17 protein-coding genes, 1 riboswitch and 1 other annotated feature are annotated in these 20567 nt (G+C 46.2%); of the genes, 14 read left to right on the top strand and 3 right to left on the bottom strand.

Features of this window, described 5'->3' with window-relative positions; genetic code table 11:
• Positions 1-26: 26 nt before the first annotated feature.
• Positions 27-70: riboswitch (PreQ1 riboswitch) on the bottom strand.
• A 35-nt stretch (positions 71-105) separates the two neighbouring features.
• Positions 106-1266: an MFS transporter gene (locus M3193_RS05375; protein WP_251624909.1), complete on the bottom strand. Its 1161-nt coding sequence runs from the start codon at positions 1264-1266 to the stop codon at positions 106-108.
• A 154-nt stretch (positions 1267-1420) separates the two neighbouring features.
• On the opposite strand from M3193_RS05375, the gene M3193_RS05370 reads away from it, so the two are divergent.
• The 3 genes from M3193_RS05370 to argF all read left to right on the top strand — a co-directional run bounded on the left by M3193_RS05370 (position 1421) and on the right by argF (position 4773).
• Positions 1421-2404 (top strand): diaminopimelate dehydrogenase, encoded by a 984-nt coding sequence (locus M3193_RS05370; protein ID WP_251624907.1) that lies wholly within the window; start codon positions 1421-1423, stop codon positions 2402-2404.
• Between the two features lie 75 nt (positions 2405-2479).
• Positions 2480-3568 carry a M42 family metallopeptidase gene (locus M3193_RS05365; RefSeq protein ID WP_251624905.1) on the top strand — a complete coding sequence of 363 codons (1089 nt, stop codon included), beginning with the start codon at positions 2480-2482 and terminating at the stop codon, positions 3566-3568.
• 239 nt (positions 3569-3807) lie between these two features.
• The gene (argF, locus tag M3193_RS05360; RefSeq protein ID WP_251627223.1) at positions 3808-4773 is read left to right on the top strand and encodes an ornithine carbamoyltransferase; all 966 of its coding nucleotides are present in this window, start codon (positions 3808-3810) and stop codon (positions 4771-4773) included.
• A gap of 44 nt (positions 4774-4817) precedes the next feature.
• Here argF and sspI read toward each other — a convergent pair whose 3' ends face one another.
• On the bottom strand, positions 4818-5033 hold the full coding sequence (gene sspI / locus M3193_RS05355) for a small acid-soluble spore protein SspI (protein ID WP_251624903.1): 216 nt from the start codon (positions 5031-5033) through the stop codon (positions 4818-4820).
• Positions 5034-5124: 91 nt separating this feature from the next.
• On the opposite strand from sspI, the gene M3193_RS05350 reads away from it, so the two are divergent.
• The 3 genes from M3193_RS05350 to pheT all read left to right on the top strand — a co-directional run bounded on the left by M3193_RS05350 (position 5125) and on the right by pheT (position 9673).
• Entirely contained in the window at positions 5125-5889 is a 765-nt protein-coding gene (locus tag M3193_RS05350; protein WP_251624901.1) for a TrmH family RNA methyltransferase, read from the top strand.
• 55 nt (positions 5890-5944) lie between these two features.
• Positions 5945-6173, top strand: a binding site (T-box leader).
• Positions 6174-6211: 38 nt separating this feature from the next.
• Positions 6212-7249, top strand: a complete 1038-nt coding sequence (gene pheS / locus M3193_RS05345; protein ID WP_251624899.1) for a phenylalanine--tRNA ligase subunit alpha — start codon at positions 6212-6214, stop codon at positions 7247-7249.
• A gap of 12 nt (positions 7250-7261) precedes the next feature.
• Positions 7262-9673, top strand: coding sequence for a phenylalanine--tRNA ligase subunit beta (pheT, locus tag M3193_RS05340; RefSeq protein WP_251624897.1), 2412 nt, complete (start codon positions 7262-7264; stop codon positions 9671-9673).
• A gap of 657 nt (positions 9674-10330) precedes the next feature.
• Here pheT and rnhC read toward each other — a convergent pair.
• Positions 10331-11263, bottom strand: coding sequence for a ribonuclease HIII (gene rnhC, locus M3193_RS05335; protein WP_251624895.1), 933 nt, complete (start codon positions 11261-11263; stop codon positions 10331-10333).
• 362 nt (positions 11264-11625) lie between these two features.
• Here rnhC and zapA point away from each other — a divergent pair, with 362 nt between their 5' ends.
• The 8 genes from zapA to M3193_RS05295 all read left to right on the top strand — a co-directional run bounded on the left by zapA (position 11626) and on the right by M3193_RS05295 (position 20553).
• Positions 11626-11886 (top strand): cell division protein ZapA, encoded by a 261-nt coding sequence (gene zapA, locus M3193_RS05330; protein WP_251624893.1) that lies wholly within the window; start codon positions 11626-11628, stop codon positions 11884-11886.
• A gap of 9 nt (positions 11887-11895) precedes the next feature.
• Complete coding sequence (locus tag M3193_RS05325) at positions 11896-12435, top strand: CvpA family protein (protein WP_251624891.1); 540 nt, start codon at positions 11896-11898, stop codon at positions 12433-12435.
• Between the two features lie 122 nt (positions 12436-12557).
• Entirely contained in the window at positions 12558-14264 is a 1707-nt protein-coding gene (gene polX, locus M3193_RS05320) for a DNA polymerase/3'-5' exonuclease PolX (RefSeq protein WP_251624889.1), read from the top strand.
• 16 nt (positions 14265-14280) lie between these two features.
• Positions 14281-16635: an endonuclease MutS2 gene (locus M3193_RS05315; protein ID WP_251624888.1), complete on the top strand. Its 2355-nt coding sequence runs from the start codon at positions 14281-14283 to the stop codon at positions 16633-16635.
• An 81-nt stretch (positions 16636-16716) separates the two neighbouring features.
• The gene (locus M3193_RS05310; RefSeq protein ID WP_251624885.1) at positions 16717-17130 is read left to right on the top strand and encodes a DUF350 domain-containing protein; all 414 of its coding nucleotides are present in this window, start codon (positions 16717-16719) and stop codon (positions 17128-17130) included.
• Positions 17131-17357: 227 nt separating this feature from the next.
• Entirely contained in the window at positions 17358-19055 is a 1698-nt protein-coding gene (locus M3193_RS05305; RefSeq protein WP_251624883.1) for a long-chain-fatty-acid--CoA ligase, read from the top strand.
• A gap of 86 nt (positions 19056-19141) precedes the next feature.
• Positions 19142-19723, top strand: coding sequence for a TetR/AcrR family transcriptional regulator (locus tag M3193_RS05300; protein WP_251624881.1), 582 nt, complete (start codon positions 19142-19144; stop codon positions 19721-19723).
• A gap of 56 nt (positions 19724-19779) precedes the next feature.
• Positions 19780-20553 (top strand): enoyl-CoA hydratase, encoded by a 774-nt coding sequence (locus M3193_RS05295; protein ID WP_251624879.1) that lies wholly within the window; start codon positions 19780-19782, stop codon positions 20551-20553.
• Positions 20554-20567 lie beyond the last annotated feature (14 nt).

Here is a 20567-nt window from a genome sequence, read left to right as displayed (position 1 = left end):
CGTAAATGGACATGGCGAAAATTCCGTCATCCATAGTTTTTTATAGAGGGTCGCTATGAACCTCTCCCGAACAGGGTTATTCATTTCGTGTAAGACTTTAACCTATCAAGGCTCCTCTGTCAATAGCAGACTCTTTTTCATTCCGAGGATCGTATAAACGGCGACGCATACTAGGATGATGCCAGTGAGCATGAACCCGCCCTTGAATGTCAAATCCAAATAGCCGATGAGACTTGAGCCTGCGACGACCCCGATGGAAAAGAATGCGTAGAAATAGCCGTAAGCCTTCCCACGGAATTCCGGTGATGAAGAATCGATGAGCAAAGAATTAATGGAAGGGAATAGAAATGCAAAACCTATTCCGTACAATGCCATTGCCAAATACAGGAGCTGCAATTCCGAAACTTGACTAAGGAAAATCATGCTTACCCCCATCATCGAGATGCCGAAAGCCAATGTGAGCATCGGACGCACTTTATCGAAAATACGGTTGATCGGCAGCAGGAATATCAGGATGGCGACGACGCCGAACGTGCTGAGCAGCATGCCCGTCGCTTTTGTATCAAATCCGAGCGCCTCGACTTTCAATGGCAAGACTAAAGCCAACACACCTTGTGAAAACATAAGGAAAAACGCGCCTGCGAAAGCACGGACCATGCCGGGATGCTTGAACAAATACCGGACTCTGAAATGCTTTGCTTCTTCTTTTGTCCTTTGCTTTTTTTTAAATGAAACAGATCGCAGAACAAAAAATGCAGCGATCGCAAGGATGAACATAATGACGCCGTTAACTGTCATAATGAATGGAGCACCCGTTTTTGAAGCGACAATGCCGCTGTAGGCAGGACCGATGATTGCCGCCATTCCTACAAAGGCGCCTGAAATGGCTACACTTCGGCCTCGTTTTGACTCTTCGGCACGATTGGCGAGGAATGTAAAGGCGGCAGGAACGATTAGCCCTTCCATGAAGCCATGGACGAAGCGAATCCCGAGAAGGGAACCTGGTCCTATTACGAAGGAATAAAGAAGCAGGGAAATACCCGATGCAAATAATCCAATAAGCAGAATGACGAACGGTCCTCTTCGGTCTGTCATAAATCCGGAAATGACATTCCCGATTGTATTAGAAAATGAATACATTCCGACAGCCAAACCCGTCATGAATGATGAAGCGCCTAAGGACAAAGCAAAAGGGCTCATGATAGGCAGTTGTGAAAATAAATCAAAGAAGGAAAAAAAGACGATTATATAAACGAAAGCACGCATCTGGAATCCTCATTTCATAAAATTGACTCAGATTCTACTTTACCATGGATGCCGGAATAGGCAAAAGGACAGCTTGTGAACAAAAGAATAATTAGCCAAAATTGTGGCGAAACGATAAAATGAGAGAATACTTGCAAAGAGAGGGATGGTCATAGTGGACACGAAAATCAGAATTGGCATCGCCGGATACGGAAATTTGGGCAAAGGGGTCGAGTCGGCAATTGCTCAAAGCGATGATCTTGAGCTCGTCGGCGTATTCACCCGTAGAGAACCGGGAAATTTGAAAGTGAATAGCGGAGCACCTGTTTTGCGTTTGAATGAAATCGAAGAATATGTGGATGATATTGACGTACTGATCTTATGTGGGGGTTCGAAAGATGATCTTCCTGAACAAGGACCTGCGCTTTCGAAGCTGTTCAATACGGTCGATAGCTTTGATACACATGCAAAAATTCCCGAATACTTTGAAGCGGTAGATGAATCCGCTAGACCGAATGGTAAAACGGCTATCATTTCCGTAGGATGGGATCCAGGACTATTTTCTATCAACAGACTTTACGGAGAATCGATTCTTCCTGAGGGTGCAACCTATACATTCTGGGGGAAAGGGTTGAGCCAAGGACATTCGGATGCTGTCAGGAGGATCGAGGGGGTCAAAGGGGCAGTTCAATATACGATTCCTGTTGAATCGGCAGTCGAACAGGTGCGCAACGGATCACAGCCCGAACTGACGACGCGCGACAAGCATACACGTGAATGCTATGTTGTATTGGAAGAAGGTGCCGACGCAGCCGAGGTGGAGCAAGCGATCGTGACGATGCCCAATTACTTTACAGATTATGATACGACAGTCCATTTCATTACTGAGCAGCAATTGAAAGAAGACCATAGCGCAATGCCTCACGGCGGTTTTGTCATCCGCAGCGGGAAAACCGGCGCTGCGAACAATCAGGTTATGGAGTTTTCATTAAAATTGGACAGCAATCCTGAATTCACATCCAGCGTACTCGTCGCTTATGCGAGGGCGGCTTACAGGTTGAATGAAAAAGGGGATATAGGCGCAAAAACCGTGTTTGACGTCGCCCCAGGACTGCTTTCTCCGAAGAGTGCAGGACAGCTTCGCAAAGAAATATTGTGATTGTGAAAGCACTTCCATTGTTGCTATCTTTCATCTATACTGAATTTGAAGTTTTTTATTAGGAGGTCGAAATAAATGTCGAAGATGGATGATACGTTACTTATGCTGAAAGAGTTGACGGACGCGAAGGGGATTCCCGGCAATGAACGTGAACCGCGTGAAGTCATGAAGAAATATATCGAGCCATACGCTGATGAAATTGAATACGATGGACTCGGATCTTTGATTGCCAAAAAAAGCGGTGATGCAAATGGACCGAAAGTTATGGTGGCGGGCCACTTGGATGAAGTTGGCTTCATGGTAACGAAAATTGACGATAAAGGATTCATTTCCTTCCAACCGGTCGGCGGATGGTGGTCGCAAGTCATGCTTGCCCAACGAGTGACGATTGTTACGCGTAAAGGGGACACAGTGACGGGCATCATCGGATCGAAGCCCCCGCACATCCTTTCTCCGGAAGCCCGGAAAAAGCCGGTGGACATTAAAGACATGTTCATCGATATCGGAGCTGAATCGAAGAAAGAAGCGATGGAATGGGGCGTTCTGCCTGGCGATATGGTCGTCCCGTATTTCGAATTCACGGTCATGAACAATGATAAATACTTGCTTGCGAAAGCGTGGGATAACCGAATTGGCTGTGCAATTGCAATCGATGTTCTAAAAGCGCTGAAAGGTGAAAATCACCCGAATATCGTATTTGGCGTCGGTGCGGTGCAAGAGGAAATCGGCTTGCGCGGTGCAAAAACGGCTGCTGCAAAAGTGAAGCCGGATATCGGCTTCGCAGTTGACGTAGGCGTTGCGGGAGATACGCCTGGCGTCACGTCAAAGGAATCGACAAGCAAAATGGGCGACGGCCCTCAAATCCTTCTCTATGATGCATCGATGGTCTCCCATAAAGGTTTGCGTGATCTAGTCGTCGATACAGCAGAAGAACACGGCATCCCATACCAATTCGAGGCGATTCCGGGCGGGGGAACAGATGCAGGTTCCATCCACGTTAGCGGAAACGGCGTGCCGTCTCTTGCTATTTGCGTCGCAACTCGCTACATTCATTCCCATGCTGCGATGCTGCACCGGGATGATTACGAAAACGCGGTTAAACTGATTGTGGAAGTAATTAAGAAGCTCGACCGCGACACAGTTGATAAAATCATTTTTGAATAAATAACCTAGAAAAGATCGTGCCTGCAACAGGCATGGTCTTTTTTTTATGCATTGATTCATGTATAAATGAATATTGGTAAATTCTTATTCAATGAATAAAAAACCAATAATAAAGCATACTTCTGACTGACTACCTATTTTTCATTTGCTCATAATAATTCAATTGACTTTATAATTATGCAGACATATAATGGAACGTACAAACCATATTCAGGATGGAGATGATCATTTTGGTGAAAATGCATATATCCACATTAAAAACAGCGAAAAAAATTGAAGGTCAGCTAAAAGGCCGTGATCTGTTGACGTTATTGGATTATACGAGTGAAGAAATCGATTATTTATTGCAAAAAGCGCTGGTAATGAAGAAAGAAGCAATTGCAGGGAAAATTCCCCCCATACTGCAAGGGAAGACACTCGGCATGATCTTCGAAAAACATTCCACACGTACTAGGATTTCATTCGAAGTCGGCATGGTGCAGCTTGGCGGCCATGCGATGTATATGAATGCCAATGATCTTCAAATCGGACGTGGAGAATCGGTGCATGATACCGGAAAAGTATTATCCGGGTACTTGGACGCTGTTATGATCCGTGCAAATTCACATGAAATGGTAGAGGAGCTGGCGAAACATTCATCAATTCCCGTCATTAACGGACTGACGGATATGTACCATCCATGCCAGGCACTTGCGGATTTATTGACGATGATTGAAGTGAAGGGGTCTATTGCCGGCAAGAAACTCGCGTATGTAGGCGACGGAAATAATGTGGCCCATTCGCTGGTCATCGGTGCGGCAAGTATGGGGATGCATGTGGCGGTCGCAACGCCTAAAGGGTATGAGTTCAACTCGGATCTCTTTGAGAAAGCAGAAATAATCGCCTCGGCAAATGGCGGATCTGTCATGCAGACATATAATCCTGTTGAAGCGGTGAGTAACGCAGATGTCGTCTATACGGATGTCTGGGCGAGCATGGGGCAGGAGGAAGAGGCTGCTGCGCGTCTCGAAGCATTCAAAGGGTTTCAGATAAACGATCAGCTAGTTGCAAATGCAAAGAAAGACTATATGTTTTTACATTGCTTACCCGCCCACCGCGAAGAAGAGGTTGCAACTTCCGTCATTGACGGTCCAAATTCGTATGTTTTTCAGCAGGCAGAGAATCGTTTGCACGCACAAAAAGCTGTTTTGGCTGCATTGCTATAGGCACCAACGTAAAAAGCCACTCCAATGGGTGGCTTTTAACGTTTTTAGGAACCCGCAGAGAACGCCTGGGCAAGTTCGCCGCTGATTTTCGATTTTTCCTGTTCATCGGCATTGACCCACAGTTTTTCAAAAAATACACCTAGACCTGGCAATAAATGTTCTTCGCCTCGCTGTAATGCATCCTCAACAACGCTCCGAATATCAGTCGCGGAGTTATTTGTCATATTAGCGGTGATGGCGTCACGAATTTGAAAATTCATCATATCATCCTCCTGATATCATTTTGGACACAATGATCGCCAACTATACGGACATTTGTTACACTAGAAGAAAAAGGATGTCGCACAATACATGAAAAGAATCGAATCGACACAAAATGCGCTCGTAAAACATTGGAAAAAGCTTGTCACCTCTAAGAAAGATCGCGACAAATCTGAAGAATTCCTCGTTGAAGGCTTCCATCTCGTCGAAGAAGCATTGAAGAAGGAAGGAACAATCCTTCATTTGATTGTCAGGGAGGATTTGGAGCTGCCTGCCGGTTGGAAAACCGATAATCTCCAAATGATTCAAGTGACAAAGGCGGTCGCAAAAGAACTGGTAGAGACAGAGCAGTCACAAGGAATCTTCGCCCATTGCCGCCAACCGGAACTAGTAGACGAAGAAGCTGATAGCTGGAAAAAGATTCTACTTATCGATGCCGTGCAGGATCCCGGAAACGTCGGGACGATGATCCGGACAGCGGATGCGGCTGGTATGGATGCCGTAATTCTTGGAAAAGGCTCGGCGGATCCATTCAACCCTAAGACGGTTCGTTCTGCTCAAGGCTCGCATTTCCATATCCCTGTCGTGAGAGGGGAACTCGGCGAATGGATCGACCGGGCAAAGTCGGCAGGCATTAAAGTCATCGGAACAGGTTTGCACAATGCGGTCGATCATTTCACTGTAAATCCGTTGAGTGAATTTGCACTTATTGTTGGAAATGAAGGAAGCGGAGTTGCCGCCGATTATTTATCGAAAGCCGATGCAGTCGTGAAAATTCCGCTGTATGGCAAGGCCGAATCTTTGAATGTCGCCATTGCCGCGGGAATCCTGCTTTATACGTACGGAAAACAATGATATCGGTGTTGATGAACAAAACGAAATCTGGTATAGTAAAAGTGTATATAACTTTCGAATGGCTATGACCGGGAAAAGTAGACAGTATGAAACCGACAGGAAATCGGCGCCTTGACTGAGAGCGCGGATAGGCGAAACGCTGTTGAAGTTCACCCCGCGAGCTGCCGCTTGGACCAGTGCAAACTGTAAAGGCGTGCCGGTAGAGGACCGTTATTCCAAATGAAGTGATTATGCGTTCTGCATAATAATCAGGGTGGTACCGCGAACTCGTCCTCGTCCCTTTTTTGGGGCGGGGTTTTTTTATTTTGAAAGGAGAATGACAATGGAGCAACAATTGCAGCAATTGAAAGAAGAAGCATTGACGAAAATCCAGGAAGCATCGACCGTCAAAGAATTAAATGACGTCCGTGTCGCTTACCTCGGCAAGAAAGGTCCCATTACTGATTTGTTGAAAGGGATGGGGAAGCTGCCAGCTGAAGAACGTCCTAAAATGGGGGCGCTCGTCAACGTCATCCGTGAAGCGGTGACGGAATCACTGGAAGCGAAAATGATAAAGCTGGAAGAAGAGGCGATCAATGCGCAATTGGAAAAAGAAGCGATTGACGTCACTTTGCCTGGCCGTCCGGCTCCAACGGGCAATCATCATCCATTGACACGCGTCGTTGAAGAAATTGAAGACTTCTTCATCAGCATGGGCTATGAAATCGCAGAAGGCCCTGAAGTTGAAAAGGATTACTACAACTTTGAAGCGCTTAATTTGCCGAAAGGACATCCTGCTCGAGATATGCAGGATTCCTTCTATATTTCCGAGGAAATTCTTCTTCGTACACATACTTCGCCGGTACAGGCAAGAACGATGGAGGCAAAAGGCGGAAGTGCAATTAAAATCATCTGCCCTGGCAAAGTGTATCGCCGGGACAATGACGATGCCACGCACTCCCACCAATTCACGCAAATCGAAGGGCTCGTTGTAGGAGAAGATATCCGTATGAGCGACTTGAAAGGGACGCTTGACCTGTTCGCAAAGAAAATGTTCGGTGCGGAAAGGGAAATCCGTCTGCGGCCTAGCTTCTTCCCATTCACTGAACCATCCGTTGAAATGGACATTTCCTGCTTCAAATGCGGCGGGGACGGTTGTAATGTCTGTAAAAAGACAGGGTGGATCGAAATTTTAGGCGCAGGAATGGTGCATCCGAATGTACTGAAGATGGCGGGCTACGACCCTGCAGTCGTAACAGGATTCGCATTCGGCATGGGACCTGAGCGGATTGCGATGCTGAAATATGGTGTGGAAGATATCCGTCATTTCTATACGAATGACGTACGCTTCATATCACAATTCCATCGGACGGAAGCTTAAGGAGGAGATTAGATGTTAGTATCAACGAAATGGCTAAATAAGTACGTCAACATAAATGGGATCAATCCTGCAGACTTAGCGGAAAGAATTACACGTTCAGGCATCGAGGTGGATTCCATCATCGATCGTTCGCTAGGGATGACGAATGTCGTTGTCGGACATGTGGTGGAGTGTGTGAAGCATCCGGAAGCGGATAAATTAAACATCTGCCAAGTAGATGTCGGGGAAGAGACGACACAGATCATTTGTGGGGCTCCGAATGTCGCACAAGGACAAAAAGTGATCGTTGCGCGGCCAGGAGCGGTTCTCCCAGGTAATTTTAAGATTAAAAAAGCGAAACTGCGCGGCGAAGAGTCAAATGGAATGATCTGTTCTTTGCAAGAGCTTGGAATTGAAGGGAAACTTGTTCCGAAGGCGTACGCGGAGGGCATATATGTGCTGCCTGAAGACGCAGTGCCAGGTGAAAATGCTCTACCATTGCTTGGTTTGGACGACACAGTGCTCGAATTTGACTTGACACCGAACCGTTCAGATGCGCTAAGCATGTTAGGTGTCGCTTATGAAGTCAGCGCGATTTTATCACAAGGGATTGCGCTTCCGGAGATTGATTATCCTACGGCTACGGAAAAAGCGGAAGATTTGCTGAAGCTACGTGTAGATGCAACAGTCGACAATCCGATGTACGTAGCGAAAGTCGTGAAAAATATTAAAGTGGCAGAGTCTCCACTATGGCTGCAAAATGCGTTGATGGCTTCAGGCGTCCGTCCTCATAATAATGTCGTCGATATTACGAATTACGTCTTAATGGAATATGGCCAGCCGTTGCATGCATTCGACTATGACCGCCTTGAGACGGGTGAAATCGTTGTTCGTCATGCAGAAGAGGGCGAAGTAATGACGACGTTGGATGATGTTGAACGGAAATTGAACTCGCATAATCTTGTCATTACGAATGGAAAAGAGCCTGTCGCTCTAGCAGGCGTCATGGGTGGAGCGAATTCGGAGGTTCATGATGGAACAACAACTGTCGTCATCGAATCCGCTTATTTCGCCCCATCATCAGTTCGTCGCACTTCAAAAGAAGTCGGACTTCGAAGCGATGCAAGTACACGCTTTGAAAAAGGCGTCGATCCGAACCGGGTTCAGGAAGCAGCAGAACGTGCAGCTCAGCTTATGGCAGAGCTGGCAGGCGGGGAAGTGCTTGCTGGATCAGTCATCTTTGATGAACTTGATAAAACGGCAGAACGCATTACAATTTCACCGGATTACATCAATAGCCGCCTCGGCATGAAAATATCGATGGACGAAATGCTCACCATTTTGGACCGTCTACGCATTCCTACACAGGCAATCAATGGACAGCTGGTCATCGATGCGCCGACACGCAGGCAGGATTTGAAGATCAAGGAAGATATTATAGAGGAAATTGCACGTATGCACGGATATGATGAGATTCCGAAGACACTCCCTGTATCCGAATCGACACCGGGCGGGTTGACACCGTACCAGGCGAAGCGTCGGATTGTCCGTCAGTTCCTGGAAGGGGCGGGGCTTTATCAGGCAGTCACATATTCATTGACGTCGAAGGCGCAAGCGCAAGCGTTTGCTTTGGAGACGGCTCCGGTAACGGAATTGCTGATGCCGATGAGCGAGGACCGGAGCGTACTTCGTCAAAGCTTGGTCCCTCATCTGTTGGAGGCGGCTACGTATAACGTCGCGCGTCGCATCGATTCAGTTGCACTTTACGAAACAGGCTCTGTCTTCCTCGGTGAAGAAGAAGATGGCCTTCCTTGTGAAGTTGAACACGTATCAGCGGTTCTTACAGGCAAATGGGTCGATCATGCTTGGCAAGCGGAGACGAAGAAAGTTGACTTCTACGTAGTCAAAGGGATTGTAGAAGGCATGATGGATCTTCTGGGGTTGTTGGAAGGCCTGTCGTTTGAAAAAGCAGTAATCGATGGCATGCATCCAGGACGGACGGCTGCTGTTCTATTGAACGGAGAACGGATAGGCATGATTGGCCAAATCCATCCGACAGAGCAGAAGAAACGCGATTTGAAAGAGACATATGTCATGGAATTAAATCTTGAAAGAATCTTATCTGTCGAAACGGACGAGCTTCTATATGTCCCGGTTCCACGTTTCCCATCCATTTCAAGGGATATTGCACTCGTTGTTGCGAGCGAAACTTCAGCAGGAATGCTGGAGACGATCATCCGTAACGCGGGAGGCAAATTGTTGAAAGATGTGAAGCTGTTCGATTTATACGAAGGGGACAAAGTAGAAGAAGGCAAGAAATCACTTGCGTTCTCAATGACTTATTTCGACCCGGAACGAACATTGACGGACGAAGAAGTCGTCAAAGCACATGAGAAGGTATTGAAAGCATTAACCGAGGAAGCAGGCGCACAGCTTCGCGGATAAAATGAAAGACCGCTTATGGGGAATGTAATCTCCATAAGCGGTTTTTTTATTGTCGCGTCCAATGAGGGGCATTCTGCACCCAAAGTGGGGTGTTCCGCGCCCAAAGAGAGCCTTCAAGCGCCCAAAGTCAGCTGTTTCACGCCTAAAGCAATCAGTTCCACGCCCAAAGTCAGCCCCCGCGCGCCTAAAAAGAGCCTTCAAGCGCCCAAAGCCGGCCGTCCCGCGCCCAAAACAATCAATTCCACGCCCAAAGCCAGCCGTTTCACGCCTAAAGCAATCAGTTCCACACCCAAAGTCAGCCCCCGCGCGCCTAAAGAGAGCCTTCAAGCGCCCAAAGTCGGCCGTCCCGCGCCCAAAGCAATCAGCTCTGAGCCCAAAGCCGGCCGTCCCGCGCCCAAAGCCAGCCGTTTCGCGCCTAAAGCAATCAGTTCCACGCCCAAAGTCAGCCCCCGCGCGCCCAAAGAGAGCCTTCAAGCGCTCAAAGCCAGCCGTTTCGCGCCTAAAGCAATCAGTTCAACGCCCAAAGTCAGCCCCCGCGCGCCCAAAGAGAGCCTTCAAGCTCTCAAAGCCAGCCGTTTCACGCCTAAAGTAATCAGTTCCACGCCCAAAATCAGCACCCACGCGCCCAAAGAGAGCCTTCATGCGCCCAAAGAACAATCACCTTTTCATTGCCGCAATCTTTTTCGCTTTTTCTGCATTGGCAAAATGCCATTTCGTCATCGATTTCAGAGCGGCTTCTCCATTTTTTAATAAAATCTTTGCCGCAGCTTCATCCACACCGCGTCCTGCACCTTTAGGAAGTGTGACGCCGGCTGCCGCACTCAATCGATCCATCTCTTCCAAAAAAGCAACCCTTGCAATAATGGATGCAGCAGCAACTGCTACATGCAATCCTTCCGCCTTTGTCGAAAACAAGACGTTTTCACGAACGATTTCCGGCTCGCTTTTTATATGACTATAATAAATGCCACGTTCCGCAAACTGGTCAATCAGAATATAATCGGGTTTTTCTTCATGCATTTTACGCAACACATGCTTCAATGCCTGGTTATGAAGCAACGCCTTAATTTTGCCTTGCGACCATCCCTTTGCCTGCACTTCGTTATACTTTTCATTTGTCAAAGTCAAGACGCTGTGGATTAGCGTTGCTTGTAAATTAGGAGCTATTTTCCGCATCAAATCGTCGGTCAGCTGCTTCGAATCCCTCACGCCCAATTCACGTACCAGTTTGACTTGATCTGAACTGACGAAACATGCAGCAACTGTAACGGGACCGAAGAAGTCCCCTGTTCCTGTTTCATCAGATCCAATGACGGAAAGCTCGGAAAAACGCTCAGGCAAAGTTTCACCTTTCACGCTTGTTTTCTTAGGAGAGGACTGCCCCTCAACACTTCCCCAAAGTGCAGCCTCCCGAATTGCGCCTCCGCCTTGAAACAATACTTTGCCAGATTTATATGCAGTAATCGCCGTATCCGGCAGCTTTGCCGCAAAAACAACGCCTGGTGCATTTCGGATAACTTTAAGGGCAGCATAATGGGAGATCAATTTTTCCAACTTAGCTTTATCCAATTGAAGAACACTTTGGCTCATATATATCGTCCCTTCCATAACCATCTATCCGTATTGTACAATAATCCTGAAGTTAGATGTATGTTGTGCTTTTGTAAGTCCACCTGAAATGGAATTCAACAGTGAAACCATTACCTTCTCTTTTCAACTAAAACAATTTCATGGTATGATTGGGTACAGAACTTTTTAGTTGCATCAGCTCCTGGCTGAAGCAACTAAAAGCCTCCGGCGGATGTCATAGATTTTGAATGGAGTTATGAGGAAGGCAGTCTAAGACCGCGACGTCCTGTCGCAACGACTGCATGACCTACTTCCTGTAGGCCTCAATTCAAAATCTGGACGCAATTACGCCGAGGCGTAATTGATTTAGGGAGGGTTCATCATTGGCAGACGAGCAAAAAACGCGCGTTGCGGTTGACATATATGGACAGACGTATACTATTGTCGGCAGTGAAACGAGCAGTCATGTCAAGCTCGTCGCTTCGATGGTCGATGAGAGAATGAAGGAAATCAGTTCTCGAAATCCTTATTTGGACAGTTCAAAAATTGCGGTCCTCACCGCTGTAAATAGTGTGCACGATTATTTGAAACTGAAAGAACGAATTGAGCTCCTTGAAGAAGAATTGAATAAGTTGAAGGGTTGACGGTCGTATATGCTTGATTTAATACTATTATTCCTCTTTCTGGGAGGATTGATCACCGGTTTTAGGCGTGGGCTTATCGTACAGATAATACATATGACAGGCTTCTTTATTGCCCTTATCATTGCTTACATATACTATAAACCATTGTCTGAGAAGTTTGTCTTATGGATTCCATACCCCGGCGTGACGGCGGCATCCAAATTGAGCTGGACAGTTGAACAGCTTGATCTGGATCAGACATTTTATAGGGTCCTTGCATTTGTCATCATTTTTATCGTAGTCAAATTTGTATTGCAGTTGGTTGCATCCATGTTTGATTTCCTTAAGTTCCTGCCGGTATTGGGCTTTTTATCACGTTTTGGAGGAGCAGTACTAGGTTTCATCGAGTTTTATATTCTCATATTCCTATTACTCTATCTACTGTCAATGCTGCCGATGGATTCCATTCAAGAGATGATTGGAAAATCGTTGTTGGCAGACGCAATATTTGAACATACGCCGATCATTTCTGAAACGGTGAAAAAATGGTGGTATATCTATATGAAGTGATGTATTGCGGCCCGTGCAAAAACGTAGGCTGTCCTATACAATCATTCTGAACGGCTTCCCCCCTTGGTTGGGGGGAAGCCTTTTTTCGAAAACGATTTAGGTAAATGGAGGAGTGGTGACGCATGAACAAGAAAACAATCATTCGCACATTTGAAAAAATCGCACTATATATGGAGTTATTAGGGGAGAATCCATTTAAAGTGGGGGCATTCCGGAAAGCGGCGAATGTGCTTGAACTCGATCCGCGGAGCCTAGCGGAAATGGATGATATATTGAAATTAAAGGGGATCGGTAAAGGGACAGGCGCAGTCATCATCGATCTGATGGAAAAGGGCGAGTCCGACCTGTTGAAGGAGCTTGAAGAGGAAGTTCCAAAAGGGCTTATCCCTTTATTGAAAGTGCCTGGACTAGGCGGTAAAAGAATTGCCAAACTTAGGGAAGCGATCGGTATCGATTCCATTGAGTCGTTGCGTCTTGCTTGTGAAGCGAACAAAGTGAGCGGCCTTCCCGGATTCGGCAAAAAGACTGAAGAGAAGATCCTGCACGAACTTGAACAGCTCGGTACCAAGAAAGGGAAGCTGCCGGTCTGGCAAGTGGAATCGATTGTCAAAGCAATTGAGGATGAATTACGTGGAATAAAGGAAATCATCCGTTTTTCGGTAGCAGGAAGTTTCCGTCGTGCAGAAGAGGAAAGCAGCGATGTCGATTTCATCATTGTAACGGATGAACCTGCTGCTGTTCGGGAAAAGTTGATGGAAGTTATGCCGATCGAGGAAACGGTCGCAGCGGGCGACTCCAAGCTGTCGGTCGTTCTCGATATGGCTGAACTGGTCGATGCAGATTTCCGCTTTGTGACTGAGGAACAATTTGCGACGGCGTTGCACCATTTTACAGGTTCGAAAGACCATAATGTGAAGATGCGTCAACTTGCCAAGTCACAAGGAATGAAGATTAGCGAATACGGTGTTGAATTGGAAGATGGAACAGTAAAGACATTTGAATCTGAATCCGATTTCTTCGCCTTCTTTGATCTGCCTTTCATTCCCCCTTCTTTACGGAAGGACGGGAAGGAAATCGATCGGGCGCATGAAATTGCGGGACTGGTAACGCTTGAGGATATTCGAGGCGATTTCCATATGCATACGACGTGGTCTGACGGTGGATATTCTATTCGTGAGATGGTCGAAGCATGCAGAGATCGGGGCTACTCCCATATGGTAATTACAGATCATACACAATACTTGAAGATAGCAAATGGATTGACGCCTGAGAGGGTCCGAAGCCAAATTGAAGAGATCCGGAAATTGAATGAGGAATATGACGATATTGAGATATTCTGTGGGACGGAAATGGATATCCTTCCGGATGGATCTCTTGATTTTGATGATGATTTATTACAGGAGCTGGATTTCGTCATCGCGTCCATCCATTCAAATTTCAATCAGCCGCAGGAAAAGATCATGGACAGGCTGCATGCGGCAATGAAAAATCCGTATGTTACGATGATCGCTCATCCAACTGGTAGGATTATAGGCCAGAGGGACGGCTATAACCCTGACGTGCCTCAATTAATTGAATGGGCGAAGACGTATGATAAAGTTCTTGAACTAAACGGCAATCCGCACCGCTTCGACTTGGCTGTTGAATATTTGGCGATGGCACAGCAGGCGGGCGTCAAAATTGCCATCAATACGGATGCACATGCAATCGATCAATTGGAGCATATGAAAATTGGTGTGAAATACGCGCAAAAAGCGTGGTTGAAAAAAGAGACGGTCGTAAATACGTGGCCGCTTGAACAATTCATCCGTGAAATTATACGGAAATGAAGGGAAGTGTAATGCATTGGAAAAACGTGTTTTAAAAACACTTGAGTTTGATAAAATCCGGGATATTGTAGCAACCTATTGCACATCATCTGCGGGACGGACATATATGGAAAAACTGGTTCCAGTTAGCGACTACCAGGAAGTGGTTCGTTTACTTGAAGAGACGGACGAGGGGCTTGCAATCTTGAGAGTGCGTGGTAACGTGCCGATGGGTGGAATCAGCGACATTCGACCACATGCAAAACGAGCACAAATCGGCGGTGTACTTAGTGCATATGAATTGATGGAAACTGCGAATACGATACGTGCGAGCCGGATTTTGAGACAGTTCATCGAAGCGGTGGATGCAGACGAAGATATTGAAATTCCGCATTTTCTAGCTAAGAAAGAAGCTTTGCCAATCCTTACAGGACTTGAGCATGAAATTAATGCCGCGATTGACGACAATGGGCATGTTGTCGACAGTGCATCGGGCACGCTTCGATCTATTCGGCAGAGCTTGCGCATCCAGGAGGGACGTGTACGGGAAAAGCTTGAGGGCTATACGAGGGGAAGGAACGCATCGAAAATGCTTTCAGATTCCATCGTGACGATCAGAAATGACAGATACGTCATTCCTGTCAAGTCGGAATACAGATCCCACTTCGGGGGCGTCATCCATGACATGTCATCATCGGGGCATACGTTGTTCATCGAGCCGGATGGTGTCGTGCAGGCAAATAATGAAATCCGCAACTTGAAAATGAAAGAGAAGGATGAAATTGAAAAGATTTTGCAGGAGCTGTCTGTCAAAGTCCAAGAGGTGGCCCATGATCTTTTTGTCCTTGTCGATATTTTATCGGAAATTGATATCATCCTTGCCAAATCAAAGTATGGAATTGCGCATAAATGTACGAAACCGACCGTAAATAATGAAGGCTATATCCGGCTGGCAAAAGCGCGTCATCCTTTGCTGCCGATCGAACAGGCTGTTGCCAATACGATTGAATTCGGCAAAGAGATTACAACAATTGTCATTACAGGTCCGAATACAGGAGGGAAGACCGTCACATTGAAGACGGTAGGCTTGTGCACATTGATGGCTCAGGCGGGACTTCCGATTCCTGCATTGGACGGATCTGAAGTTGCCGTCTTCGACTCTGTCTACGCGGATATTGGCGATGAACAGTCCATCGAACAAAGCCTAAGTACGTTTTCATCGCATATGGTGAACATTGTCGATATCCTGAAGAAATTTGATTCCCGGTCGCTGCTCATTTTTGACGAACTAGGCTCGGGCACTGATCCGCAGGAAGGGGCGGCATTGGCTATTTCCATCTTGGATGAAGTGCATGGCACAGGGGCAAGAGTCATGGCGACGACCCACTATCCGGAGTTGAAGGCGTATGGATATAATCGTCCGGGTGTGGCGAATGCCAGTGTGGAATTCGATATTGATACGTTGAGCCCGACTTATCGTTTATTGATAGGAGTTCCTGGAAGAAGTAATGCATTCGAAATTTCACAGCGGCTCGGTCTACATGAACATATCATCAAACGGGCAAAGAAATTCACAGGAACAGATCGCGGTGAAGTCGATTCAATGATCGCTTCATTAGAATCGAGCAGGGTTCAATCTGAAAAGGATGCCGAGCAGACGCATGCATTGCTTATCGAAACGGAAAAATTAAAACGTGAATTGGAAACGAAAGTATCCGAATTCGATGCTATGAAAGAAAAACTCATCGAGAATGCAAAAGGGAAAGCGAAGAAAATCGTAGACGATGCACGCGCCGAATCGGAAGCTGTCATTTCAGATTTACGTGCATTGCGTTTGAACGCCGGAGCTAACGTCAAAGAGCATGAACTGATTGAAGCACGTAAAAGGCTGGAAGGAGCAGCTCCCGAAGAGAAGAAGAAAAAGATTAAAGCGAAAGCTGCACCGAGGCCTCTTGAAGCCGGTGACGAAGTGAAGGTCATCACATACGGACAGAAGGGTACCTTGGTCGAGAAGGTGTCAGCAAATGAATGGATCGTCCAAATCGGGATCTTGAAAATGAAACTCGACGAATCCGTGCTGGAATATACGAAGCCCGAAAAAGTAAAAGATACTGTCGTCTCAGCATCTGTCAGAGGAAGAGATTCCTATGTTAAACTAGAACTGGATCTTCGTGGAGAAAGATATGAAGATGCCTTGCATCGTACGGAAAAATATTTGGACGATGCCTTGCTGTCCAATTATCACCAAGTGTCGATTATCCACGGAAAAGGGACGGGAGCTTTGCGGCAAGGTGTGCAAACGTATTTGAAGAATCATCCTCGTGTAAAAAGCTACCGTTATGGAGAAGCGGGCGAAGGCGGGCATGGAGTGACTGTCGTCGAATTAAAGTAAACAGCAGTAAAGCGAAATGAAACTTTTCGGGCGCCTATCCGTAAACGTTTGGATGAATGAATTTCAAAGGAGTCAAAATAAATGACGGAAATCGGTTTTTGGAGTCATCCTCTCGTAGAAACGACAGGCTACTTCAGCGTTGTAGTCCTTTGCCTCATCTTTTCGATGGTGCTATTTGAACTTGTGACAAAATATAATAACTGGGAAGAGATCCGGAAAGGGAATGTAGCGGTCGCCATGGCGACGGGGGGGAAGATATTTGGAGTGGCAAATATCTTCCGCTATTCAATCGAGCAGCATAATTCATTGCCACAAATGATTGGATGGGGCCTGTTCGGTTTTTTCCTGCTCGTAGTAGCATATGTGCTATTTGAATTCCTTACACCGAGGTTCCAGATTGATAAGGAGATCGAAGAGGATAACCGCTCAGTCGGATTCATTTCACTGACGATATCTGTAGGCTTGTCGTTTGTAATCGGTGCCAGCATTTCATAGGAGACTTGATATGGAGAAATTGTCTAAGATATTAATCGTTGTCTGTATTCTTTTCATTCTAGTAGGAATTTACTGGATGTTCACAAATACGCCTTGACTGAAATTTGCCGGTCAAGGCATTTTTTCACAGGAAAAGTAATATTCTATTTGAAAGCGGATTCATTTATCGATATAATATTTTAAGAGGGAATTTTCAAAGTATTGGAATGGGAAAAGGGGGGGTTACAATGACAGCAAGACCTTGGTTGGATATGTATCCAGCAGAAATACCGAAGACGATTGTCTATGATCGGATTCCGCTTCAAGAATTCCTGACGAGATCAGCAAACAAGTTTCCTGATAAGACGGCCATGCATTTCATGGGGAAGGACATAAGCTATAAAGAGTTCCATGAGTCTGCGTTGAAATTTGCAAACTATTTGCGTTCACTTGGCCTTGAAAAAGGGGATCGTGTTGCAATCATGCTCCCGAACTGTCCGCAAAGTGCAATCGCCTACTACGGCATCCTCTATATCGGAGGAATTGTCGTGCAGACGAATCCGCTTTATACAGAAAGGGAATTGGCTTATCAGATGTCGGATTCTGGGGCAAAGGCTATCATTTCGCTTGATATTCTTTTCGGGCGTATTACGAAGATCGTAAAGGAAACGAAATTGGAGCATGTCATCATTACCGGAATTAAAGAGTACTTGCCATTTCCTAAAAATCTTATCTATCCGTTCATCCAGAAAAAAGAGCATGGCATCATTGTGAAAGTGGAGCACCGGGGCATGAACCATCTTTTCACGGAAATAATGAAAATAGCTAAACCCAATCCGGTTTCCTATGATTTTAATTTCGACGAAGACATTGCATTGCTTCAATATACCGGTGGCACGACAGGACCGCCGAAAGGGGTCATGCTGACGCATGCCAATCTGATCAGCAATGCGCAGATGTGCAATGCGTGGTTGTATAAATGTGAAGACGGAGAAGAGACAGTCATGGGAATCCTGCCATTCTTCCATGTGTATGGCATGACGACAGTCCTTGTCTTATCTGTCATGTTAGGCAATAAAATGGTGCTGATACCTAAATTCGACTTCGATACTGCATTGAAGGCGATCGATAAACAAAAACCGACGCTCTTCCCTGGTGCTCCGACAATCTATATCGGATTGCTGAATCATCCTGATCTCGCGAAGTATGACCTATCATCCATTAAAGCGTGCATTAGTGGATCGGCTGCATTGCCTGTCGAACTTCAGGATCGATTCGAAAAGGTGACTGGCGGGAAGCTCGTGGAAGGATACGGATTAACGGAGACGTCGCCTGTTGCCATCGCGAATTTTGTATGGGAAGAAAGACGTGTAAAGGGGTCTATCGGAGTTCCTTGGCCTGACACGGATGCCTGCATCTTAGGACCGGAATCATCAGAACCTTTGCCGAACGGGGAAGTCGGGGAAATTGCGGTCAGAGGTCCTCAAGTGATGAAAGGTTATTGGAACCGACCAGAAGAGACTAACGAAACGTTCCGAGACGGGTGGCTATTGACCGGAGATTTAGGGTATATGGACGACGAAGGCCATTTCTATGTCGTTGACAGGAAAAAAGATATGATCATTGCAAGCGGCTTCAATATTTATCCGCGTGAAATCGAAGAAGTCCTTTACGAGCACGAGGCGATTCAAGAATGTGTCGTCGCGGGAATTCCCGACCCTTACCGGGGAGAGACCGTAAAAGCATATATCGTTCTAAAAGAAGGAGAATCTGTGACCGAAGAAGAATTGAATACCTATTGCCGTGAACAATTGGCATCGTTCAAAGTGCCGCGTCAGTATGAGTTCAGGAAAGAGTTGCCGAAGACCGCAATCGGAAAAATATTGCGGCGTGCCCTCGTTGATGAGGAGAAAAAGAAGTTGGCGCAGGAATTGCAAACTTCTTAATGAAAGACTTGACGACAATCAAATTAACGATTAATATGAAAATATGAATGAATACTCATTCATATTTTCTTTTTGGTGGTGAAAAAATGAAACGTGATAAACCGAAATATAAACAGATAGTGGATGCGGCCGTCATCGTCATTGCCGAAAATGGTTATCATCAGGCGCAAGTCTCGAAAATCGCCAAGGAAGCGGGCGTCGCGGACGGAACGATCTATCTCTATTTCAAAAATAAAGAGGATATCCTTATCTCGGTTTTCCGGGAGAAGATGGGGGTTTTCGTAGAAAACGTACAGGAAATCCTGAAAAAAGAAATCTCTGCGACAGAAATGCTTGCAAAGATGATAGAAAACCATTTCAGTTTGCTCAATGGCGACCGCCACCTAGCCATTGTAACGCAATTGGAACTTCGGCAATCAAACAAAGATCTTCGGTACAGAATCAATGAGGTTTTGAAAGAATACTTGACTTTGCTCGATGCCATCCTGACAGAAGGAATCAAAAAAGGTGAGTTTGACCAGCAAATCGATATTCGGTTGGCACGCCAAATGGTATTCGGGACGATTGACGAAACCATTACCTCCTGGGTGATGAATGATCAAAAGTACGATTTGATGAAATTGGCACCAGAAGTCCATCGCTTACTTTTAAATGGAATGAAAGCGTAAACACATACGATGAATGAGCGATGATGAATAGGCATTTCGGAAAGGGTGGGGAATGAATGGAGTTCTTGAAAATTGCGATTGAAGACGGAGTTGCGGTTGCAACAATCAATAGACCGCCTGCCAATGCATTATCAAGCGGTCTTATCCGAGAGGTTGATCAAATGCTCGACAAGGTGGAGAATGATGATTCCGTAAGAGTCATCGTACTTCATGGGGACGGGAAATTCTTTTCGGCAGGCGCCGATATTAAGGAATTCACGACAGTGACGTCCGGTGAACAATTTTCGCAGCTTGCTTCAGCTGGACAGGACGTCTTCGAACGGATGGAAAGTTTCAAAAAGCCGATTATTGCTGCAATTCACGGCGCTGCGCTTGGCGGGGGTCTCGAATTGGCGATGGGATGCCATATCCGGTTTGTCACGGAGAGGGCAAAACTCGGATTGCCGGAATTGCAATTGGGATTGATTCCCGGTTTTGCAGGAACGCAACGCTTGCCGCGGTATGTCGGTATGGCGAAGGCTGCGGAAATGCTGTTAACGAGTGAACCCATAACTGGGGAAGAGGCGGTCCAGTGGGGTCTAGCCAATCGTGCGTTCCCGGATGAGGAACTGCTTCCGAAGACAATGGAAATCGCAACGAAAATTGCGAAGAAGAGTCCAATTGCCATGAAGGCAGCTCTCCGCATGCTCCAATATACGAAAACAGACTCGTTCTACGAAGGGGTGAAGGCTGAAGCCGATTCGTTCGGTGAAGTATTCGTCTCTGAGGATGCAAAAGAGGGCATTCAAGCATTCATTGAAAAAAGGGAACCACATTTCAAAGGGAATTAAAAAAGCCAGGGAGG

It is taken from the genome of Sporosarcina luteola (assembly GCF_023715585.1).
Lineage (GTDB): Bacteria > Bacillota > Bacilli > Bacillales_A > Planococcaceae > Sporosarcina > Sporosarcina luteola_D.
The sequence above is the reverse complement of the archived record's forward strand: the minus strand, read 5'-3'. Positions and strand labels throughout refer to the sequence as shown.

Excerpts from the sequence above, each read along its gene's own strand:
- M3193_RS05375 (WP_251624909.1), bottom strand. The coding sequence starts at position 1,266 with ATGCGTGCTTTCGTTTATATAATCGTCTTTTTTTCCTTCTTTGATTTA.
- M3193_RS05365 (WP_251624905.1), top strand. The coding sequence starts at position 2,480 with ATGTCGAAGATGGATGATACGTTACTTATGCTGAAAGAGTTGACGGAC.
- argF (WP_251627223.1), top strand. The coding sequence starts at position 3,808 with ATGCATATATCCACATTAAAAACAGCGAAAAAAATTGAAGGTCAGCTA.
- sspI (WP_251624903.1), bottom strand. The coding sequence starts at position 5,033 with ATGAATTTTCAAATTCGTGACGCCATCACCGCTAATATGACAAATAAC.
- M3193_RS05350 (WP_251624901.1), top strand. The coding sequence starts at position 5,125 with ATGAAAAGAATCGAATCGACACAAAATGCGCTCGTAAAACATTGGAAA.
- pheS (WP_251624899.1), top strand. The coding sequence starts at position 6,212 with ATGGAGCAACAATTGCAGCAATTGAAAGAAGAAGCATTGACGAAAATC.
- pheT (WP_251624897.1), top strand. The coding sequence starts at position 7,262 with ATGTTAGTATCAACGAAATGGCTAAATAAGTACGTCAACATAAATGGG.
- rnhC (WP_251624895.1), bottom strand. The coding sequence starts at position 11,263 with ATGAGCCAAAGTGTTCTTCAATTGGATAAAGCTAAGTTGGAAAAATTG.
- M3193_RS05325 (WP_251624891.1), top strand. The coding sequence starts at position 11,896 with ATGCTTGATTTAATACTATTATTCCTCTTTCTGGGAGGATTGATCACC.
- polX (WP_251624889.1), top strand. The coding sequence starts at position 12,558 with ATGAACAAGAAAACAATCATTCGCACATTTGAAAAAATCGCACTATAT.
- M3193_RS05310 (WP_251624885.1), top strand. The coding sequence starts at position 16,717 with ATGACGGAAATCGGTTTTTGGAGTCATCCTCTCGTAGAAACGACAGGC.
- M3193_RS05305 (WP_251624883.1), top strand. The coding sequence starts at position 17,358 with ATGACAGCAAGACCTTGGTTGGATATGTATCCAGCAGAAATACCGAAG.
- M3193_RS05300 (WP_251624881.1), top strand. The coding sequence starts at position 19,142 with ATGAAACGTGATAAACCGAAATATAAACAGATAGTGGATGCGGCCGTC.
- M3193_RS05295 (WP_251624879.1), top strand. The coding sequence starts at position 19,780 with ATGGAGTTCTTGAAAATTGCGATTGAAGACGGAGTTGCGGTTGCAACA.